This is a genomic window from Poriferisphaera sp. WC338 (assembly GCF_050931845.1).
In the GTDB taxonomy this organism is placed as follows: domain Bacteria; phylum Planctomycetota; class Phycisphaerae; order Phycisphaerales; family Phycisphaeraceae; genus Poriferisphaera.
Genome location: NZ_CP194516.1, coordinates 4138825 through 4160800, shown reverse-complemented (window position 1 = coordinate 4160800; position 21976 = coordinate 4138825). Strand labels below are relative to the sequence as shown.

Annotated in this window: 19 protein-coding genes; 6 read left to right on the top strand and 13 right to left on the bottom strand. The window is 51.3% G+C overall.

Going from position 1 to position 21976, the window contains the following annotated elements; genetic code table 11:
• Positions 1 to 23: 23 nt before the first annotated feature.
• The 3 genes from ACQ6WK_RS17230 to ACQ6WK_RS17220 all read left to right on the top strand — a co-directional run bounded on the left by ACQ6WK_RS17230 (position 24) and on the right by ACQ6WK_RS17220 (position 3606).
• Complete coding sequence (locus ACQ6WK_RS17230) at positions 24 to 962, top strand: TIGR01777 family oxidoreductase (protein WP_432798631.1); 939 nt, start codon at positions 24 to 26, stop codon at positions 960 to 962.
• 48 nt (positions 963 to 1010) lie between these two features.
• On the top strand, positions 1011 to 1877 hold the full coding sequence (gene panC / locus ACQ6WK_RS17225; RefSeq protein WP_432798630.1) for a pantoate--beta-alanine ligase: 867 nt from the start codon (positions 1011 to 1013) through the stop codon (positions 1875 to 1877).
• A gap of 184 nt (positions 1878 to 2061) precedes the next feature.
• A complete protein-coding gene (locus ACQ6WK_RS17220) occupies positions 2062 to 3606 on the top strand; it encodes a hypothetical protein (protein ID WP_432798629.1) in 1545 nt (514 codons plus the stop codon).
• Positions 3607 to 3763: 157 nt separating this feature from the next.
• Here the strand turns inward: ACQ6WK_RS17220 and ACQ6WK_RS17215 are convergent, their stop codons facing one another.
• From ACQ6WK_RS17215 to ACQ6WK_RS17185, 7 genes are all read right to left on the bottom strand, one after another.
• The gene (locus tag ACQ6WK_RS17215; RefSeq protein ID WP_432798628.1) at positions 3764 to 4552 is read right to left on the bottom strand and encodes a hypothetical protein; all 789 of its coding nucleotides are present in this window, start codon (positions 4550 to 4552) and stop codon (positions 3764 to 3766) included.
• Positions 4553 to 5062: 510 nt separating this feature from the next.
• Positions 5063 to 5911, bottom strand: coding sequence for a hypothetical protein (locus ACQ6WK_RS17210; RefSeq protein ID WP_432798627.1), 849 nt, complete (start codon positions 5909 to 5911; stop codon positions 5063 to 5065).
• 10 nt (positions 5912 to 5921) lie between these two features.
• Complete coding sequence (locus tag ACQ6WK_RS17205) at positions 5922 to 6095, bottom strand: hypothetical protein (RefSeq protein ID WP_432798626.1); 174 nt, start codon at positions 6093 to 6095, stop codon at positions 5922 to 5924.
• A complete protein-coding gene (locus ACQ6WK_RS17200) occupies positions 6096 to 7940 on the bottom strand; it encodes a hypothetical protein (protein ID WP_432798625.1) in 1845 nt (614 codons plus the stop codon).
• A 145-nt stretch (positions 7941 to 8085) separates the two neighbouring features.
• On the bottom strand, positions 8086 to 9093 hold the full coding sequence (locus ACQ6WK_RS17195) for a D-cysteine desulfhydrase family protein (protein WP_432798624.1): 1008 nt from the start codon (positions 9091 to 9093) through the stop codon (positions 8086 to 8088).
• A 153-nt stretch (positions 9094 to 9246) separates the two neighbouring features.
• Entirely contained in the window at positions 9247 to 9771 is a 525-nt protein-coding gene (locus ACQ6WK_RS17190) for a hypothetical protein (RefSeq protein ID WP_432798623.1), read from the bottom strand.
• Positions 9772 to 10120: 349 nt separating this feature from the next.
• Positions 10121 to 10576 (bottom strand): winged helix-turn-helix transcriptional regulator, encoded by a 456-nt coding sequence (locus ACQ6WK_RS17185; RefSeq protein ID WP_432798622.1) that lies wholly within the window; start codon positions 10574 to 10576, stop codon positions 10121 to 10123.
• Between the two features lie 205 nt (positions 10577 to 10781).
• Between ACQ6WK_RS17185 and ACQ6WK_RS17180 the strand changes: the two genes are divergently transcribed.
• The gene (locus ACQ6WK_RS17180) at positions 10782 to 11312 is read left to right on the top strand and encodes a DinB family protein (RefSeq protein ID WP_432798621.1); all 531 of its coding nucleotides are present in this window, start codon (positions 10782 to 10784) and stop codon (positions 11310 to 11312) included.
• 175 nt (positions 11313 to 11487) lie between these two features.
• On the opposite strand, the gene ACQ6WK_RS17175 is transcribed toward ACQ6WK_RS17180, so the two are convergent.
• From ACQ6WK_RS17175 to ACQ6WK_RS17150, 6 genes are all read right to left on the bottom strand, one after another.
• Positions 11488 to 12465 carry a helix-turn-helix transcriptional regulator gene (locus ACQ6WK_RS17175; protein ID WP_432798620.1) on the bottom strand — a complete coding sequence of 326 codons (978 nt, stop codon included), beginning with the start codon at positions 12463 to 12465 and terminating at the stop codon, positions 11488 to 11490.
• Positions 12466 to 12752: 287 nt separating this feature from the next.
• Positions 12753 to 13277, bottom strand: coding sequence for an NUDIX hydrolase (locus ACQ6WK_RS17170; RefSeq protein ID WP_432798619.1), 525 nt, complete (start codon positions 13275 to 13277; stop codon positions 12753 to 12755).
• A gap of 147 nt (positions 13278 to 13424) precedes the next feature.
• On the bottom strand, positions 13425 to 15095 hold the full coding sequence (locus ACQ6WK_RS17165) for a hypothetical protein (RefSeq protein ID WP_432798618.1): 1671 nt from the start codon (positions 15093 to 15095) through the stop codon (positions 13425 to 13427).
• Positions 15096 to 15237: 142 nt separating this feature from the next.
• Entirely contained in the window at positions 15238 to 15639 is a 402-nt protein-coding gene (locus tag ACQ6WK_RS17160; RefSeq protein WP_432798617.1) for a 2Fe-2S iron-sulfur cluster-binding protein, read from the bottom strand.
• 270 nt (positions 15640 to 15909) lie between these two features.
• Positions 15910 to 17544, bottom strand: a complete 1635-nt coding sequence (locus tag ACQ6WK_RS17155; RefSeq protein ID WP_432798616.1) for a DUF7453 family protein — start codon at positions 17542 to 17544, stop codon at positions 15910 to 15912.
• 306 nt (positions 17545 to 17850) lie between these two features.
• Positions 17851 to 18849: a 3'-5' exoribonuclease YhaM family protein gene (locus tag ACQ6WK_RS17150; RefSeq protein WP_432800417.1), complete on the bottom strand. Its 999-nt coding sequence runs from the start codon at positions 18847 to 18849 to the stop codon at positions 17851 to 17853.
• A 229-nt stretch (positions 18850 to 19078) separates the two neighbouring features.
• Here ACQ6WK_RS17150 and tsaB point away from each other — a divergent pair, with 229 nt between their 5' ends.
• Both tsaB and der read left to right on the top strand, forming a co-directional pair.
• Positions 19079 to 20101: a tRNA (adenosine(37)-N6)-threonylcarbamoyltransferase complex dimerization subunit type 1 TsaB gene (gene tsaB, locus ACQ6WK_RS17145; RefSeq protein ID WP_432798615.1), complete on the top strand. Its 1023-nt coding sequence runs from the start codon at positions 19079 to 19081 to the stop codon at positions 20099 to 20101.
• A 190-nt stretch (positions 20102 to 20291) separates the two neighbouring features.
• Positions 20292 to 21791, top strand: coding sequence for a ribosome biogenesis GTPase Der (gene der / locus ACQ6WK_RS17140; protein WP_432798614.1), 1500 nt, complete (start codon positions 20292 to 20294; stop codon positions 21789 to 21791).
• Positions 21792 to 21976 lie beyond the last annotated feature (185 nt).

The following is a 21976-nucleotide window of genomic DNA, read 5'->3' as shown; positions in this document are numbered from 1 at the left end:
TCACATGCCACTATCATAATGCTATGAACCAGCAGCAACTCGTCATCGCCGGCGGGTCCGGCTTCATGGGCCAGAACCTTTCCAATCATCTTGTGCAAGCCGACTATCACATCATCATCCTTTCTCGTTCGAAACCTGCCAACTACGATCACCCCAACATCACCTGGCATCAGTGGGACAACAAAACCCTCGGCCCATGGTCTTCTTCGCTCAATAATGCCGCTGCGATCATCAATCTTGTCGGCCGCACCGTCGACTGTCGCAAAACGCCTCAGCAACGAAAAGAAATCTTCGAATCACGTGTCAACTCCGTCAACCTCATCGGGCGGTCTATTCGTGAGTTAGATAGCCCACCACCCGTATGGATTCAGGCCGGCACCGCACACATCTTCGGCGACCCCATCCCCGAAGATACCGTCGTTACCGACAACTCGCCCATTGGCGAGGGCTTCGCTCCCGAAGTCGGTACTGCTTGGGAAACAGCACTCCACGAAAACCTCCTGCCCAATCAACGACACGTCAATCTCCGCACCTCGTTTGTCCTCGGTACTACTGGCGGTGCACTCAAACGCATGGTCACGCTCACGCGCCTCGGCCTCGGCGGCAGGCTCGGTTCCGGTAAACAATACATCTCATGGATTCACGAAGCCGACATGACCCGCCTCATCGTCGATGCCATCCGCAACCCGCTTTACCACGGCAACTATCTCGTCACCGCGCCCAACCCCGTCACCAATGCCGAGTTCATGCACACCCTCCGCAAAACATGCCATCGACCATGGTCTCCACCCGTGCCATCGTTGGCAGTAAAGTTCGGAGCACGCTTCATCATGAACACTGACCCCGAGCTCGCCCTGCTCGGTCGCCGCTGTATCCCAACTCGCCTCCAAACCGAGACCCCCTTCCAATTCCACTACCTCAAACTTCAATCTGCACTCGAAAATCTCCTGCAATCGAAATGATTTTTCCTCGCAATATCACACCAACCCGTTTACCTCTAAAATATGCTCATGCAGATCGCAAAAACCATTACCGAAGCACGTGCCATGCGCAGCACCACTCCCGGCAAAGTTGCCCTCATTCCTACCATGGGCGCACTCCACGATGGACACCTTTCACTCGTCGCTGAAGCATTCAACTATGCCGATGAAGTTATCTTCTACATCTTCGTGAACCCAACACAGTTCGCGCCACACGAAGACTTCGATAGTTACCCTCGCAACATCGATGACGATCTGGCCAAGCTCGCGTCGGTTGGTATTTCTAAAGTGTTCATGCCCACAGTCGATGAGATTTATCCGCCGGAAAACGTTCCGTTCGAGATTGATGTCCCGAATCTGAACGACATCCTCGAAGGCAAGCACCGCCCACATTTCTTCGGCGGCGTCTGCCGCGTGCTCACTAAAATGTTCAACATCATCCAACCCCACTACGCCATCTTCGGCCAAAAAGACTACCAACAACTCCAAATCATTACCGCACTCGTCCGCGACACCAATATGCCCATCAACATCATCGGCGCACCGATTATTCGTGAATCGGATGGCCTTGCCATGTCCTCACGCAATGTTTATCTCTCCGAAGAAGAGCGCACACACGCCACTGCTTTGTACAAAGCGTTACAACAAGCCAAAAACCTCATCGAAACCGCAGGCGAGACTGATCCTGCCGCCGTCGAATCTGCCATGCACGACATCCTCTCTGCCCACAACTTTAAGATCGATTATGCAACAGTTAGACATCCCCACACACTGCAACCCCTTGATTGCATCGAACCCAATCTCACCGGCGGCGTCGTCGCGCTCATCGCCGCCCACCTCGGCAACACCCGCCTCATCGACAACATGATCATCGCATCGCCTAAAAACGACGCGTAATTTGCAACACAACGATCTTCACAACCCCACGGGTTCCATCCCGTGGGATATTCCATTCGCCACAAACATCTACCCTCAAGCCCCAGACCGCCGGTCCGGGGGAACAAACCTAAGCCCATGCCACACCATCTGAAACGCTCCCTCCTTCGCTCCGTCTATTAAAGTAGACACACCGAGCACCAACATGACCAACACAAACCCGCCATCATCAACAACCACAACAGCATCACCCATATCACAGCATCTTGAGCCTTCGCGCGGCCCACTCCCCTACTGCCCCCCGCCTTCACACAAACCCATCACCACCAAACGCTTTCTTCTCCTCGCGCTCTTCCGCCCCATCCGCGCCGCGCACCTTGCCCACACCATTCCCCTGACCAAACTCATCCTCCTCGGCTTCGTCGCCTTCACCCTCGGCATCATCCTTATCCCCGTCCTTGAAAACATTCACACAAACAGCTCCTACCTCCTCGGCCTGCTCCCCGCCATCAAACATCAACTGCTCTACCTCCTCCGCATGCTCAAACCCGAACGCGATCTCTATTACGTCCCCATGCTCGTCAGCATCTACCTCGCCTTCTTCAGCCTCCCGCTCATCTTCGGCTACATCCTTGCCCCGCGCATCAATCCCCCAAACACCTCTCTTGCAAAATCAATCCTCCCCACCACCGAGCGCCTCCTCGCCACCTTACCCCACCTACTACTCATACTCATCCTCGCCTCCATCATCAATTTCCCACTTGAAAACAGCTACAACCATTTCACCCGCCAGCTCGAACGCGCGATCCCTGAACCAATCAGCATGGATTATGATTGGGACACATACCAAGAACAGCATCAACAGTGGCGTAAAGATACCGCCATTGCATGGCAAGATGCACCCATTACAGCCAAGCTCCACACACCCTATCTCACCGCCATGACCACATTGACATTCTTGTACCCCTACGTGCTCATGCTCTTCATCACCCGCCGCCCCCAACAAGGATCATCCTCAACCTGGCCCGCCACATGCGAATCATGCAACTACCCTCTGCCCCAACCCGACCTCAAAAAAGCCTGCCCCGAATGCGGCCACCCCATCGCCCATTCCATCTCACCTAACACGCGCTTAGACGACCCCTTCCGCAACATCAAATCCATCGGCTATCTCAAAACACTCTCCCTCCTCCTCCTCGCCCCCATATTCATGCCCAAATCCCTCGGCCGACGCATCCGCGCACACGACACCTCCCCACACCACCAAACCCTCTACCTCCTCACACTCATCCCCCTCTGCCTATTCTGCTTCACCCTCGCCATCATCTCCTACCAATACAACGCTCGCACATTCGGCGACCGATACATCTACGTCTGGCCAGAAATCACCCTCACCGCCACCTTCATACTCATACCCTTCCTCATCCTCCACCACGCTCTCCCCCTCATCCAATCCGTCTACCACTACCGCCGCTTCAAAACCCACTTCGCCTACCCCGCCGCCAAAATCGCGAACCTCCTCACACCATTAACCACCATCATCTTCATCATCGCCAACTCCGCCATCTACCTCCTGACCCGCTTGCTATCGCAATCCAACAACTTCAATAGCACCTATCTCTTTAACACCAACACCACCATCTTCCACCTATTGATCTACATCCTCATCGCGATCCTCATTCTTGCCGTCCTTTTTATCACCTACCTCCACCACCGCCTGCTCAAGCAGCTCCGTACCGCCGACCGCTAGTCTCTTCCCCCACTGTTCATCTCATACAAAGCAAAATCGCTCTTGAGCCAACGCCCTAACCTCAGCCAAGCATCACACATCGATCACAAAAAACCGGCGACCTCTTGGCCACCGGTTTCATCAATTCAATCTTAAGCACACGCCGTTTCTTCAGCGATTAGCCCTGCTTACGACGTAGTGCCAAACCGCCAAGCATCAACGCGCCTAAGCCAATCGCACTCGGTGTTGGAATCGCAGGCGTACCGCCAGTGTTTAGCACCAAACGGAATGGATAGTTTGGCGCCGCTGCACCTGATCCGCCCGTTTGCAAAGGAAGAAAACCACCGAACAAGTCAATCGCTGTTTCAAAAGTTTCGTCCACAAACGTAAAACGTACACCGTCACTATTTGCGGCCAGAAGATCCTTCACGAGATTCGTGACATCAAAAATAGCTTCCTGTGGCCCAACCTCTTGAATCTGTGGCACCTGCCCAAAACCCATAGACTGTAACGTCTGCGTTCCCTGTTTCATACCACGATTCGCATCATCCGCATCATTGATTGATGGCTTATCATCCCAACTTGCACCATAAGCCGCCAATGTTACATCGCGTGGCCCCGGTACAATTGAACCTGCGCCACCTTCTTGCGAATCGATCGGATTAAATGCATAGTCAATCACTTCATTCGCTGTATAAATCAAATCAACAGAAGTAATACTGCTCGTCTGAATCTCAAGTCCAAACAAATCAAAATAGACTTGCCCGCGTACCTCACCAACCTCGCTCCAATGAGAGGCTGAAGGCGCGCCCCCCCAAAATGTGTCCATCACACCGTCAACAAGCGAATGGTCACGTGCGGATTGCTCTAATGCTGAACCAATCACCGTACTACCCGCTTCAGCAACATCAGTCATACCCATGCCAGCACAAGCCAGCCCAACAATCATCAAACCATATTTTTTCATCGTTCAAGTCTCCCTCTGCTTCCCTTCCCTGGAAACAGGTGATTAAAGTGTTGTGCAATTCACCTCAACTAACTGAAATACTCATCTAACGTTTGGCTCTGCTTACGACGCACCGCCAAGCACCAAAAATAGATGCACACACAAGCACATCTACATACACAAACAATACAACCTGATACTTAAACAACACAGCATCAGAAATGCCACGCTTCATGCGCTTACCACACCACTCGATTGCCACTCCTTGGCGCCCCGCCCTCACACCAAAAACGGAAGTGAAATTGCTACTTTTATTGACGTAACTCAATCGGAAGCAGCAACTTGAATATACCGATAAAATCCAAGCTTGCCACTACAAAAGGCCCGTTTCTAGGGTTAATCCCCAAAGATCGCATATACGAAACAATCCGCACACACAGACAAACTGCGCAGCTTTACTAAATTCACATTCTGTTTACATCAATGCTTCGCTCAGGTTACCCAAATCCTGAATATGAAATGTCCCCGTACTTACTCCGTCGGCTCTTCCGCCTTGCCATCATGCAACGCTCGCCGATCTACCGGACTATAAAACCGCCCATCCACCGTCGGATCATAATAACGGCTACCAAACGATCCCGTCTGTCCACCACTCTCCCCATTCACCCGACCACCGACTTGATAATTCACCCGTGTAAAACCGGTCCGACCATCATCATACCCACGCACCACACCGGGCTGCTGAAAATCCGTCGGCTCATTCACCTTCGCTCGCAAACTCACACGCGGATTCATACGACCATCACCCGCCCGTCTATCCACACGATAGATCATTGGATTCGTCATCGCCGGGTCCAACACAAACACCATGTTTGCACTGAAAATATCGGCATACAACCCATCCTCAAACGGCTGCTTATTCAGCGCCACATCCTTCTTCGGATCCGTCCCTGTCCGTACCAAATACTCCGGCCGCGCCACCATCGCCGTCACACCCGGCGCACGAAATTGATATTGCGTCGGCAAATACAACCCCGTCGCATAATCTCGACTCGGTATGCCGAACCGCTGCTGCAGCAACGGCACCGGCCGCTCGTACATCGTCATATTCCGATTGAACTGCGAGTTCCCATGCTGCAACATCCGTTGGCTCGTCGCATTCGGACTGTAATCGCTCACCGTTTGATCCACCGGTGTCCAACCGCCTCGCATAATATGTTCATTCACCCGCACCGGTTCATTCGCATTCACCGCCTGCTGCCCCTGCGCTGCATCCATCCCCCACATCATCAACGCCGCCACCACCACGCACCATACCACTCCGGCGCAAATCATCCGCCGCAGCACCACTTCAAAATCATTAACAACACGTTGCTTCATCCTGACCATTTTATCGGCTACTCCCCCCACCCCCAACACCTTTTCCATGCCCCTCAACACCCAAAACCCCATAATCACCCCCACATGCACCCGCCAAACACGCCGCGCCCCCAGAATCCCCATCCTTTCGCCCCGCACCACCCATGCGCCCAAGCCCACGGATTCCACCCGTAGGTTTTTTCAATTACTGCTTCTCACCCTTCACTTTCGCAATATAAGCCTCAATCGCTTCCAAGCTTTCGAACTCACCAACCGCCACCAAATGTTCCTTTGCCCGTTGCCGCAGATCAATCCAACCTTCAGTTGTTCTTGGCGAACCTGGATTCGCTTTGTTAAAAGCGTCAAACTCAGCCCTCGCTTGTTCCACCTCATCAATCGGAACACGCAGCAGGTTTACCTCCTTATAAACAATCTCCTCGCCAAGAATCTTCTCCATATGTTCATGATTATATGCATACGCCGGCGCCGGCCGTAAAATCACATCACATTTCAATTCCCCCACACCCACACCATCCGGCAACATCATCCCATAACCCATCCAACTCCTTCGCTTATGCCCATCGCCTCCCTTCGCTGAAAGATACACCCCCTGCGGATACTCCTCCCCATCCACCACCAGCACCATCTCGTTACACATCGGCCCTTCCACAAAATCATATCCCGTCGCATACTCTAACTGCGGTCGCCACCACTTATGCTTCTTATCAACACCCTCAAACACCACCACAAAATTAACATGCCGCTCAGCATTTCTACGATTCTGATAGTCATCCAAATACCCAACCGGCAAATAGCGATTCGGCTCAAACGCCTCACCAACTAGCGTATGCGGTGCATAAAATAGCTCACCACTCGAACCATGAACAATCCGCGTATGAAACACCATCTGGCTGCTCGGCCGCACCACTTCTTCTATCCGCGCCCGCTTTGCTTCATCCATCACCACCTTCGCCATCGGCTGCACATCCACCAACTTCACCCGCCCCACATGCAACTTCACCTCTTCCGTATGCGACATGCCCGCGGTATTACTAAACATCGTTGCCTCAAAAGTCATCCACAAATCGAACTCATCCTTCCCCGCCTCCTCACGAATCGCGCGCATCCGATCCCCCAAACCCCAGAATGGATTGGTCCCCACAGCACTGCCACCAGATGAATCCATCGAACCACTCGATCCGCTCCCCAAACCTTTAACAAGCAGATATTCATCTAAATGTAATTCCTGAAGATTCTCCTTCCATTGATATCCGCTTCGCCAAAATGCTCCTTGATCTATCACATACCACCCCCGCCAATCTTCACGCTGTCTCAATCGAAACCAAACAAGTACATCATTCGAATCATTCAGCCACAACTTGCGAACCCCCTTATCCCCCGGCAGCTCAATCTCCCATCCCGACACCATCAACTCTAACCACGCTCGTAACTGCTGCCGATTCAAACCACCCGACTTGTGCAACGAAACCAACATACCGCCCCACTCATCCCGCCAAACCACATCCTCGTCCTGCGCCAAATCTAACAGCGACTCACCAAGTGCCCGCATCATCGGCGCGCTCACCTTGTTATTCATCATCCGCGTTTCAAGTTCACCAATCACCCCCGGCACATCCGAACTCCAATCCGGATGCTCCACCTCCCACACCAACAACCAGTTCGGCTTCTTGCTCTGCCAATCCACCCCGCTCATCATCAACACCATCGGCGTCAACCCCAGCACCAACATCACCGTACCCGCCACCATCTTCTTCACACCCCGCACACGATTGCCGATTCGTACCGCCGCTTTGCCCGGCTTCTCCCCATTCAATCGCACATCATCCACCCATAACGCCGCCCCGCACTCCGTGCACCGCTGCCCCGCCCGGTTACTCACCTCCCGCATATCCGCTTTCATACCCACCAGATCAAAACCGCACCGCCCGCACACCGGATGATCATCCAACCGCTTCCCCCGCCAACCCCACAACCACAGCACCAGTCCCACCATGATCCACAGCCCAATCCCGATCATCATCAAGCTCATCGCACCCACCTTCTCATTCGGATCGTCATCATGTAACGCCTACCATGCAAACAACAACACCCCTCGCAACAAGTAGACGTTTTCATCCACCTGCTGTTTCACTCATATTCATGATTCTGCAACACCACCTATGCGCCCATCACCCCTAAACCCCCAAGTCATCCCGATACGCAAACAGTGCCGGCGAGCCACCCGTGTGCCAAAACAAAACACGATCCCCCTTCTTAAACCGGCCTTTCCGCGCCATGTCGAGCAACCCCGCCATCGCCCGCCCCGAATACACCGGACACACAAGCAATCCCTCCAAACGAGCTAATAGTGAGATAGACTCCCGCTCCGCATCCGTCACGATCCCATACCCCTCTCCCAAGTAATCTTGATTCACTTCAAAGTCATCCGCCGTTGTCCGCGCCTCCGCACCGATCATTTCCGCACAACGATTCGCAATCTCACTCATCTGCTCTTCAAAACTCGGCCCATCCCCACCACCCTTCGAAACATTCACACCAATCATCTCGCCCTCATACCCAACGATCTTCGCACCAAGTACTAGCCCCGCCTGCGTCCCGCCACTACCGGTAGCAAACACAATATGCGTCGGGCCATCCGCCCAATCATCATTCATCCCCGCCAACTGTCCCCACAGTTCCTGCATCGCCACCACATAACCAATCGCCCCCACCTCATTACTCCCACCTACCGGGATCACATACGGCTTCTCCCCTTTCGCCTTTAACTCCTCCTCCAAACTCACCATCAAGCTCGGCCGCTCCTCCCGCGTACACCAATGTACCGTCGCACCAAGCAACTCATCCAACAACAAGTTTCCGTTGCTCTTCTCAGGCTTACTTCCCACCAAAACCAAATGACATCCAAGCCCCGCCTTCGTTGCCGCCGCCGCTGTTTGTCGGCAATGATTCGACTGCGCTGCACCTGCTGTGATCACACACGTCGCCCCCTGCCGCATCGCTTCTGCAATCAAAAACTCTAGCTTCCGCGTCTTATTCCCACCCATCGCCAATCCCGTCTGATCATCCCGCTTCACCCAAATATCCGGCCCCTTTAGCGCACCGCTCAGCTCAACGAGGGGCTCAACCGCCGTCGGTAAATCCGCAAAACGCACCCGTGCCAGTTCATTGATCTTTGTCTTCATAACCAACATTCTACCCCATCCCAACATCGCCGCCATCATCAAACGCGATCAAACACACTGTTTTCATATACAGCACACTGACTCATTTGATAAATAAAAGACGCTGACCATTCCTGATCAGCGTCTTCGTTCAATTCATTTTTGTTGTAATGATTATTCGCCAGCAGCTTCATCATGATTTTCGCCAGCGTCTTCTGCGCCATGCGCTTCTTCAACGCCTTTTTCGATCGGCTCAATCTTGCCATCCGAAACCACTTCTGCCGACTCAACATCAAACGTCCGAGCTTGCTCTTCGCCGTTCATTTCACGAAGTGTCACGATCTGACGAATATCGGTCCCTGGCAGTGAAACCACGCCACTCTCTTCAGCTTTGGTCGTCATGTACAACCCACTGACATCTTCTTCCGAACCCTTGATCAGCTTCCACGTCATCTCTGTCGGATTAACCGTGCTGCTATTTTTGTTGTTGCCGATCTGGTCGTCTGTGTTGAAATCCACAACCAGCTTATAGCCAACCGGGATATCGTAACTCCAGAGCGGCTCATCGCCTGGCACCTTCACAATCGTCAGCGTCGTTGGACGAAGCTGTGAACTCTCATACACATGCCGATCGAAGGAAGTACACCCCACCGACACCGCAAAGATCATGACCAACGACAACACCGATAAGAATTTCATCACGTGATTCTCCACTTTCAGTCGCGTTTCTAGCACGCTCAAGCTTACCAATTCCTTAAACGCCGGCTGCTGCGCCGCCCGGCAAACACAAGATAATCCGATTCCCCATCTTTCACCAGCTTTATACAACCGGTATCAAGAATCTTTTTACCAATCTTAACATCTTGGCCCATAAATATCCTGATTTACGGACCAGATGCCCCACACATTCCATCGGCTTCCAAGCTCCCCCGCTCAATCTCATTCGCCAAAGCAAGCCACTTTCCAGCGTATTACTGGCCCGCACATACACCATTGCCCTATTTATGTCCCATAAACCCGCTTTACCCGTCCGTATGGCCGGGCTCTGTCACTTTCGCGAAAGCGACCGCTGTTTGCGAATCAATCCGTGCAACCATGCCTCCAACTTCGCCGGATCATCCTTCAGCAATTCCTGCTTATCTGCAGGAATCGCCGTCTCGTAGTGCGTACCGCTCCACAAAATCAGCTTCACTAGTACCGCACCAAAATCCCACCCCTTTTCCGTCAACTCATACCGTACTTTCGCACCGTGTTGTTTATCCACCTCACGTGTCACCAATCCCCCTTTTTCTAACCGTTTGAGCCGATCTGCCAATAGATTCGTTGAGATCCCTTCACCTGATTTCAGAAACTCACCGTAATACCGCTTCCCCATCATAATCATGTCCCGCAACACCAGCATCGTCCATTTATCCCCCATCAAATCCAAGGCAACACTAATAGGGCACCCAGATCGGCGGCCTTCGCTCTCCGTACACTGACGATTATTTGGCGAGTCATTCAACGCAAACACCTATTCGCAATTAATTTAAAACACGAACTGTCAAAAGTGCGGCATGACATCAAACTAACTTGTTTTTCGCAATTAGTCTACTTTGATCTTAAAAAATTCACTTGCATTTAAAAATGAGTTTAGTTAAGCTTTTTTCGCTTGTGTTTTGCAAGTACTCTATGCCGCACACTAAACCCTCCTGGAAAGGTCAATAAGCATGAGCCTGTCACAATCTTTCAGTATGGAATTCGAGAAGGAAATCGAAACCACCCGCCGCTTCCTAAATAACCTACCAGCCGACCAACTCGACTGGAAACCACACGAAAAATCCCTCACCGCTGGCCAGCTAGCCCTCCATATCGCCTCCATTCCCACCTTCATCATTGAATTTGTTTCAAACGACACATTTACCGTCCCCGACTTTAGCACCTCGGCTCCAGCACAACCCGAATCCTATCAGCAGATCATGCAAGCTCTCGATCAGAGCATCGAAGATTTCAACAACGTACTCCCCACACTTACCGATGATTTCCTCGCATCTCACTGGGCGGTTGTTGATGACAAAGAAAACGAACTTTTTTCTATCCCTCGTGCCGGTGCCTATCGCAGCTTGCTCTTCAACCATCTCTATCACCACCGCGGACAACTCGGCGTCTACCTCCGTCTCCTCGGCACAACCGTCCCCTCCTGCTACGGACCCTCAGGTGATGAACTACCCGCATGGGCTCCCGCTTCTGCCGCCAACTAGCGCATCTCTTTCAACAAAAACAGAACTCTTCTCACAGTAGTCATGTGCGGTTTTTCACTCTCACCTACAACCGTACCCAATCTAATTCAAAAAATACGCACAACAAAAAACGCTCGGCTTAAAGCCGAGCGTTTTGTCACTCTATCGATTATTTCACAACGAATAATGATCTGACTTACTGACTGCGATAATTCGTTGGACTCACACCCACCAATCGGTGGAACGTCGCGGTGAAGTGACCGTGACTGCTAAAGCCTGCCGCCGTTGCTACCTCACCCACCGGCACGCGCGTCGCACGCAGCATCCACTTCGCAACTTGAAGTTGCATACGAAGTAGGTAGTGCTTTGGACTCAAACCAACTTGACGAGAAAATAGTCGATGGAAATGGAACGGCGAGGTATACACGCTCTCTGCCACATCACTCAGGCTCGGGCTATCTGCATATCGATCACTCAAAAACGCAACCGCTTGCGCGATCCGTTCATCTTCAAGCAAGCCCACTGCAGGCACATCACCTTCTTCAACTGGTCGCGTTTCAACATATAAATGTGATCGGCCAGTACCATCTATTCCGCCCTTGCGGATACGCATCCAAGTCGCCACCCCTTCCATATCTAGCACCACATCGTGGATCTGATCATCATCAATCGATGACCAGCGCTGACGGATTACTGCTGGCAACATCTGGCAAAGCTGATCAAGCAGCTCCGGACGCTGACGGTACTTCACTTCGCTTCGCGGGTCAGCTAAAAGCAGTTTGTTATCGCCATCCAGAAGCAGACGCCCCATCTCTCCTTCTGCGATATGCGCAAACTCAACTTTCATAAGCTGCAGCAAAAGCCCAGCGACTTGCGTCTCCGCGGGATCGTACTGCCGATCCTTACGGCCGCATGCCAAATACCAATACACATTACCATCCAAGGATGCTGGCATCATGTGCACAGATACATGCATCCCGCCAAGCAAACCGCCGGACACTTTGCCCGCCGCCTCGCCTTTCTTCTTCGCTTCCTTAAAAAGCTCGTCTGAACTCACCGCTTTTTCGCTCCATTGAGCAAGCGCCACGCCATCAACACCATCCGCAACCAACATCGCATCCGGCTTCACCACGCGAACATCAAGCACGCCCAAAACCAGGGCATCCCACGTCATGTGCTCTTTTACTTGTTCCAGGAAATCGACTGGCGTTGCTAACCACGGAACAACCCACCCGGCTGTTACATCACCGATTTTTGAAAACACCTTGAGCGCTCCAACTGTACGAATTTACTTCACCATCTCCCTCAAACACAAAGGAAGAACCACAACCAGTATTGCGTTAGCCAGCAACCCCGGAAAGACCCAATCCACCACCGTTACTGGCCGCCGTCAAGGTTAACCTTTTTACAATAAATTGCAATTGATATGTAAAAATCCGTGTTTGAGCGGCCAAATCTCGGTCATTCTCCAGGATAATAAGATTGCTCTAAGCTAAATTCTGTACTACCTTTATGGCAATCTATGTGAGCCATAAAGAAGCCCCCTCGATGCGCCCAAAATTGCGGCCAAATGACGTCGCGGTCTGTATGTGGAATTGGTAATTTCCCTATTTTCTCTCGGGAATGCCACTCCAATGTCCCCTCATCAAATGATGTTCGCGTGACTTTTACCGGGTGGGTCACCTCATATAAAAACATAAGCCAATGCATCCGATCATCAAAGCCCGCCTCAGACACAATGCCAGTTAAATGCAGGTCAGATGCCGTCACCGTAAGCCCTGTCTCTTCATAGATTTCACGCACAGCACATGTGGTCGGCGACTCTCCAATCCCCTGCTCCAGCTTCCCTCCCACCGGTGAATACAAGTCTTGATTCGGCGGCCGCCGCCTGTGCAACAACAACACCTGCCCGTCTTCGTCAAACAGATAACATAAAACGGCAATCTTGTATGGCAGCGTGGTATTTTTCACATCGAAATTCGTCATACGTCTTTCACTCTTTCATCGTTGTCATCACATACAGCAAAACCGCCCTGCCATAAGCACAAGCCGCTCCTATCTTAAGACCGTATCGTTCTAAAACAAAACCCCACCAATCTCAGACATGATCCGAGCAGTGAACTAACGCAAAACTCAAGCATTCGCATAGCGTGTGTAATGTAAGACACGTCGTGCGGAAAAGAACAACCATGAGAGCGCAAAAATCGACGATGCAATCACAAAGGCCATCACAAAAATCTCCGGCCCCCGAAAATCTCGTGGGAACATCTGGTAGAAACTCCTCGGCAATGCATCAAACACATAGTACGCACTGATGTTCAATACATAAGTGACCACCGCCAATACCATCAGCGGTCCAGACGCGAGATTCGCCACCTTCATCGCAAAGTGTGGATTCGGCGCCTTGCTTAATGACAACGTCACCATACCCATCATCGCAAGCAACTGAATCACCAAATACGCCACTGAAACAGATACCAGTACGATAATCGGATATGCCTCCCACTCTCGTGTGAGCCGTTCCCACGACCACGCAACAAAAAAATGATCGATCCCCGCCCACAATAAATAATCATGTACGATCCCCACCACTACACAAAATACGGTTATGGGGATCAATAGCCACAACACCAAACGCGCCACCCAATGATGATGCATTGACGGATCATGTATACGGATCTGTCGGCTCAAAACCTTCGGCTTAAACAAAAACAAAATCGTCAGATCCCATAACTTACTGATCCTTCTGTACCACGTATCTGCTCGCCGCGTCGGATCGTCTATCCGGTGATTAGATGGAATCGACATCTCAATCAGCTCGCCGCATTCAGTACATATTGAGTTGCCTTGATAAGTTTCTAAAGCATTCACATGATCGTCTTCGGAGGTAATAGCATTTCTAGAAACTGGGGTAAAAATGTTATATCCGCACCCCTCGCACGTCGCCGGCCAATGTGACCGAGGACGCATCATCATCTGCTTCGAAACCATACGCAACAAAAATAGAATCGCCAAAACCGCCAGCAAAAACAGTACGAAAACCAGCTTATCCGCATGGTTTTGCAACCACTCCTCCATGCTAACTGCAGTCACCGATCTGCTGTTGTAATAGTCCGTATGAAACTGATTAAATGCATCGTTCCAATCCTTCATCGCTTGCGCACTTGGCTGCACGCCATTACTCGACTGCGGATACGGATGCATTATCATCCATTGGTTGTAGGCATAATTGAAATGCTGATGTTGGAAATAAAAAATTGCCTGCAAACCAAAGGCAAACATAGTGATCGTTACAAAAATGGCTGGATAAATAAGGCATACCCGTCGCAGCGCACTTGGATAAGCAGAACGTATCGTCTCACGCGGCTTTGCCATCCGCGGCAAAAACACAAACCCAACCAAAGCAACCGCCAATAACGATATCACCCCAAACCAAACAATCGGCGGCAAAATGACCGTTGGTTCAACACTGAAAAACCAATCATATATTGACCCCGCCAGCCGCCATGCATCCATGCCACCCCGCGCATAACCCAACACATTACACAAAACCGTCGCGGCAGGCACCAGTAACACCGTAACCACCAACACATATATCAATGCGGCCCATATCGGCAAACGCTCCTCACGACCAATCACATAAAACGGTGCCACAGGCGCGAACAGTATAGCCACCCACCACGATAACTGTCTCGGCTTTACCGTCGGCTCGTCATACACAGGCAACCTACGCGTCTTATTTCCCCCCTTATCAAATCCTGCGATCTCGCCAGATGGTTGTTCTTCTTTTATCGCATTACTCATGGTATCGCTCTACACGGATAAACTCGCGGAATAGGCTCACACCATGTTAGACGAAACCGAAGTGATGTTGTTTCAAATACTTCCTAAAAGCATGATCAACAATGATCATTCAATGCTTCTGGGAACTCACAAGAAGAAGAAACTAATGCGGCACTTCCTTCACTGCATTGCGATTCCATGCGGGCACCTTCACCGTGATCGGGGACTCCGACTCGATCACCGTCTGACACGACAGTCGCGAATTGATCTGGTTCCCCGGTGCTTCTTCCACTCGGTCCAATTCGTCGTCCTCCGGCTCACTACAAACCTCTTCGCCCACCTCAAGAAACACGTGGCATGTTGAACACGCACAGACCCCGCCACACGCATGCTCAATATTGATATGGTTATCTAGCGCGATCTCCAAAATATTCTCACCCACAGCTCCCATGCATGTCACTTCAGTCTTGGACGCATCACCCGTCAACGGCTCTGGGTCCTCAAGCAAAAAAGTAATCGGTACGGTTTTGGGGCCGTGATCGTGATCGGAGGCCTTCATATGCATAAGTCAAAATCCTATCGGTATCGTGGGGCACATCAGTAATAAAGCACCCAACAGACAAAATATTCGGTTTAGTAGCACCTTATTTTACACCGCATACTGCTCGGAGTGTAGCACGCCCGGGATCAGTTCTAATAAGGGATCACAGGAGCCGCATGTCTGCGGAAGATGAATTATCGCTGTATATACGATGACAAAACAGATCCATAAAAAACCGAGGCGTATAAGCCTCGGCGACCAATCCTCTTTGGTTTTCTATCACCGGGATTCTGCTTAAGCGCCCCGGCGACACATCACCAGCGGCGCCATGCCGAACAACAATAACGCCATCGCCGCAGGCTCCGGCACAACCGTCGTAAAGATCCCGCTTGATCCGTCGGTGAACGTCAATGCAAACGCAAGCACGTTTTGGTTGTTCAAATCAAACACATCTTGATCAAACGAAGCAATGGTTTTTGTCACTATCCCGGTATCAGTCTCAACATCGAAATCCATGCCGGTATATGCAATCAAATCAAGCGCACCATCCAAGCCCCGTGCATAAAGCGCATCTACATTACTTCCAGCATCATTCGCAATACTCACCAAAAACGTTAGCGTTCCGTTATCGTTGAGCTGCACATACTCCTGATCCCGCCACAACCTATCGTTCGGGCCGCCCGTGTACTTGTATCCCTCTACGTCAAAACCAGCCGCAAGCGATCCTACTTCGTACACCGATTCAAATCCATCGACATCACCCAGATACAAATTCAGCGCTGCAGCAGGCACAGGCATCCCATAAAATAAAAACTCATCTCGATTGTTCAGCGCAAGTGGACCACTCATGGTAAAGAATGCCGCATCATAACTGCCCGCATGGCCGTAGTTCGATGTCGCAATGAATGATAACGCCCCATCCTTATACAAATACAACGATGGCCGCTGCGCATTGATCTCATTAATATGCACGTATACCTGAATAATCGCCGTCCCATTATCATTCAACATTAAACCCTGTGAATGCTTCGGACCAATCTGATAGTACGAACCATCACTCAGCCCCACCGCCTGCGCCCCCGCCTCAATGACCTTCTGATACGTCCCCGCCGACGCATCAAAAAACGTCACATTCCCGTTGAAAGAAAGCCCCGGCACATCCTCGTACGGATACCGATGTGCAAACACTGCATCACCATGACTGTTAGCTGCAAACTTGTACGTCTCATACGGATTTGCCTGAAACGCAAAATCACCACCGCTCACCTCATCTCCCTCAACAAATACCCGGCCAATCCCAGACGACGAAGCACTCAAAAATCCCAAACTTGTCGTGGGCCATCCCGACATGCTCGGTTTGAGCTCTGCCGAAAAATACGTCACATCATCTTCACCCAATTCAAAATAATCCAGCGGCGTCCCATGATCGATTGCATAAACATCAGCAGGATTCGAATCAACCACACCAAACGGTGTCACCGTCCCCGTCCTCGCCAACACAGAACGCACCCCGCCACTAAACATCACCACTTCAAAGGGTGCCGTCGTCGTCCGATCCATCAGCCCGCCATTCCAAGTAGCTGTCCTTTTCACATAACCAATCGTCCCATTGTCATTGATCTGCGTATTCCAAAGTGGGCCGGCATCCTTGTACCCCGTCCGCGAATGACCCACCACCCAACTCGCATCACTCACGACAGACTCAAGCGCAATCCGTCCACCGCCACCATGACGACTCACATAATAGTTCGCATACGTCTTGGTCTGATCCGAATCATCATCATCTACAATCGCCTGAAATACCAGATCACCGTGATTGTTCAAATCAACACGGTCAAACGCTTGGAACGTTTTACTTCCCTGCCCTGCAGCCTGTCCGGTCAACACAACTGTCTCAAAATTTGAAGCGAAAGAAGAATTCGCACTCATCAAAGCCATCGCAACTGAAAGCGCGCACACCCGAAATTTCCCTAGAAACATTTTTACTCTCCAGTGGTAAACTGGTTACTCATTACACATACCAAATCACGACCAATTGATTGTATCGAATCACCACTTGTATTAAAGCGCTTATTCGCACAAAGCTCGTCTGTCCACGTTCTTTTAATCTCATGTAACAATAGGCAAGCTACCATCGCATCAAAACAAGAACCATTAAAAAAAGCTGAGACGCAACTCCGCATCTCAGCCCTATTCTGTTTCAATTTATTGCGAATCATTGCCCGCACCATAAAATCAATCTTCAACCTTCGTTGGGTCCGGCCGGTACAGCTTCGTGTTCAATGCCCAGATCTTCTCCGTGAAATTCCCCGCACCCGGCAACGGCTTACTATCATCCTCACGCGTTTCCAACAACGCCATGTTCATCTTCGCATCCATATTATCCAAGTGCGAAATCAAAATTGCTTCAGGTGTCGCGGGTATCTTCAGTGCCCCAAACTCAGGCTCGCCGTGATGTGACAAAATAATATGGTTCAACACATTTCGGATCGCCCGTGAAACCGTCACCGGCTCCTCCGGATCATTTTCCAAGCCCGCGATCTTCTCTTGCAACATCAACACACCCTGTGCGATATGCCCCACCAACTGCCCCTCATCCGTATATGAAAACCCAGTCGACCACGCAAGTTCAACACACTTGCCAAGGTCATGCAGGAACAAACCAAACAAAACTACATCCCGGTTCACGTTTGGATACATCGGCAAAACCGCATTCGCCAAGTACATCAGCGACCGTGTGTGCTCAAGTAGCCCGCCGAGATAAGCATGATGCAATACTTGAGCCGCAGGTGCCTGACAAAACTTATCCATCAAATCACCATCCGACAGGTACGCATTTGCCAGTGCCTTAAGCGTTGGATCCTCTATCGAGTTCAGTAAGCCCACCACATCAGAGAACATCGCATCAACGTTGTACTTCGTTGCGGGCAGTAACTCTCGTAACTCCGCATCCGTTGGTTCATGCGGTTTGATATTCTGAATAATCAACTGAATCTCACCCTGATATGGCTGCGTCTGCGCCTCAATCCACACAAAGCCATCCGTCGGTAAAGACTCATAAAGCTGCTCCGTGGCACTCCACATCCGTCCAGGCGTCCGTCCTGTCTTATCCGCAATCAGGCACTTCAGGAAGGGCTTACCATTCTTCGTCGTGCCCAATTGGCAGTTCTGGATCGCGTAAACACCGTCTACATATTGGTTTGCAGCAAGATTATTGATGTAGGTGTGGGTCATCTGCACTGGTTTTATCCCTCTATGGTGGGGCGGTTTAAAAAGATTCCCGGAGGTTATGTGGGTGGAATTGGGACATGTTACCGCACATCGGCGCTTAGGGCGACCCCGACTGTGCAATTGCAGCGACACTACCATGACAAACCACTCCGCCAAAGCAGGGAAGTTCAGAACCCACTCAGGGTTTGGATTGAGGTAAACATCGCTCACGTCTAAGCCTGCGAGCTAATCCGTGAGTACACACCATGTAGGGATGTTAGCGCAAGAAGTGCTTCCCAAGATGGGCTACAATTTCCCGATTATGAACGTGATACAGGGAAACAATCCGCAACCCGGGGGAGGCGACAACACCAGTAACCATCCTGATGCAGTGATCAATCTTGCGATTGAGACCAGCAGCCGGCGTGGTGAAATTGCGCTTGCCCGCGGGGATGAACTGATTGAAACCCAAGAACTCCCGCAGAAAAAACGGCACAACGTCGACCTCATGGAAACAGTCGACCAACTCTTTACCAAGCACAATCTTAAGCCGAACGACCTTAGTGAAGTCTATCTTTCTAGTGGCCCCGGTAGTTTCACCGGCTTGCGCATCGGTATTGCAGTTGCCAAAATGCTCTCTCTCGCTGGTAATGTGAGGCTTGTCAATGTGCCTACACTCCAAGTCGTCGCGTTCCCACCAGAATGGCGGCCATCCTACAAAGGCGACCGCCCCGATGATGCATGGGCCTACGAACAACATGGCTTCATCGAGCCCGGCACAGAGCGCGAAAAACTCATCGGCGCCGCGTTAAACATCAAAAAAGAAACTATGTACTGTGCCCTCTATCGGTGGGGTGACATCCGACTGCGAGAAAGTAAAGGTAGACTCGAAACCGTTGTGCAACCCGCAGTTCGAAATTGTGAAGAACTCTCTGAAGCGGTCATGGTTGCGTGCGGTAAAACCGGCGCGCTCATCCCTGGCGGCACCTTCGTCGGCGAGGTCTTGCCAGAGGATTTCATGAAAGCCACGCGCGGCGAACACCGCACAGGTATCATGGCGTCCATCCAAAGATTGCTTGAAAACAAACACCTTCAATATGTCATCGGCGACGATGCACGACCTCGTGCCGAAAGCCTTTGGGTACTGGGCCGCGATCTTGCCAAACAAGGCCGTTTTGCCGACCCACGCACTCTCAGCCCTGCTTATGTTCGCGAGCCTGAAGCTGTCACCCTCTGGAACCAGCGTCATGGCGAGGATGATTCGCCGAAAAAATAACCCTCACTTCAACATTCGATAATCCTCCCATTTTGGCTAGCCCCTGCTCCACGCTACAATATTTCGCTGCACCGCACCGCGGAGCCCCCAACCAGACAGGGTAAGGCGTCTGGACCCCGGAAGTCCTTCCCCCGAAGTTTGATCTTGATCAAATGGACGCAGGGCATCCGCATCGAAAGTGAGACGCGCCATGAGCGTGCCTGAATCAAACTATCTTCCCAAAATTGTCATCGTTGGCCGCCCTAATGTGGGCAAATCCTCTCTCCTAAATATGCTTGCCGGCAGGCGGATCAGTATTGTTGATCCAACGGCGGGTGTGACGCGCGACCGTGTTTCTGCTGTCGTTGAGATCGAAGACAAAAATCCCAAAGAAGAGCCACATTACGTCGAGGTCGTTGACACCGGCGGGTACGGCATCGAAGACTCGCAAAACCTCACGGCTGATGTCGAACGTCAGATTGATGTCGGTATTGCTGACGCGGAACTCGTCCTGTTTGTAGTCGATGCACAGCAGGGACTGGTCCCGCTTGATTACACTGTGGCTGAAGTTTTGCGCACCGCCAACCTGAAAAAACCTGTTGTCCTAATTGCTAATAAAGTCGATGGTGAAACACACGAACCCGGTGCTTATGAAGCGGCAGCACTCGGCTTTGGTGAACCCATCATGCTCTCTGCCAAAAACGGCAACAACCGATGGGAAATCTATGATGCCATCCGCGCCAACATCGACTTTGATCACCTCCGCTCCATCGGCGAAGCTGACACCCCACCGGACGATGGCATCAAGTTCGCGCTTGTCGGCAAACGCAACGCAGGCAAATCAACCTTTGTCAATGCACTTGCGGGTGACAACCGTGTGATCGTCTCTGATGAACTCGGCACTACCCGCGACTCGGTCGATGTTCGCTTCCAGATCGGCAATCAAAAATACACCGCCATCGACACCGCGGGTATGCGCAAACGCAAATCCCTTCAAGACGATATCGAATACTACTCACACCATCGCGCGTTGCGTTCGGTTCGTCGCGCCGATGTTTGCTTGTTTCTGATTGATGCGGCGGTGCCTATTTCACAAGTAGACAAACAGCTCGCTGCTGAGATCGTCAAGCATTACCGTCCTACAGTCATCGTGATTAATAAGTGGGATCTTGCAGAAAAGAAATACACACAGGAAGAATATGTCGAGTACATGGACAAAGCACTCGGCAACCTGAACTTCGCCCCTATCGTCTTTACTAGTGCCAATAAGAATCAAGGCATGAAAGAAGCGCTCAAACTTGTCAAAGCACTCTACACACAATCAAACTACCGCATGCCCACCAGCGAACTCAACAGCTTTATCATGGACCTCATGCAGCTTCGCGGACCCAGCGGCGGCAAGGCCGGCAAACGCGCGAAAATTTACTACGCTACACAAGTCGATGTTGACCCTCCTTCCATTGTCCTTAACGTTAACCACCCTGAACTCTTTGATAACAACTATCAGCGCTACCTCATGAACCGCCTGCGCAACATGGTCCCCTTCCCGGAAGTTCCGATCCGTTTGATGATCCGCGGTAAAGAAAAAATCTCTGCCGAAGAACGACTTCGACGCAAAAAACTCCAAACCGAGCCCATGCAAGCTCCCGATGGCTACCATATCGTCGAAGATGTCGATATCCCCGACTTCCCGGAAGTTGAAGAATTTTAGACCAATCAATAAAACCCTATAAAAACAGACTTCTTGTTACGCCGCCCAAGTCCAAACCAAGCGGCGTTTTTTATTGCCTACTCCAGTCGCGCCGCCTGTCACGACTGTAACCGCCATGCCTTTCGCGCCGACACAAGCCCCTCCGACAAACCCGCGTTACACGTACAACTCGTTCATTTCAACTT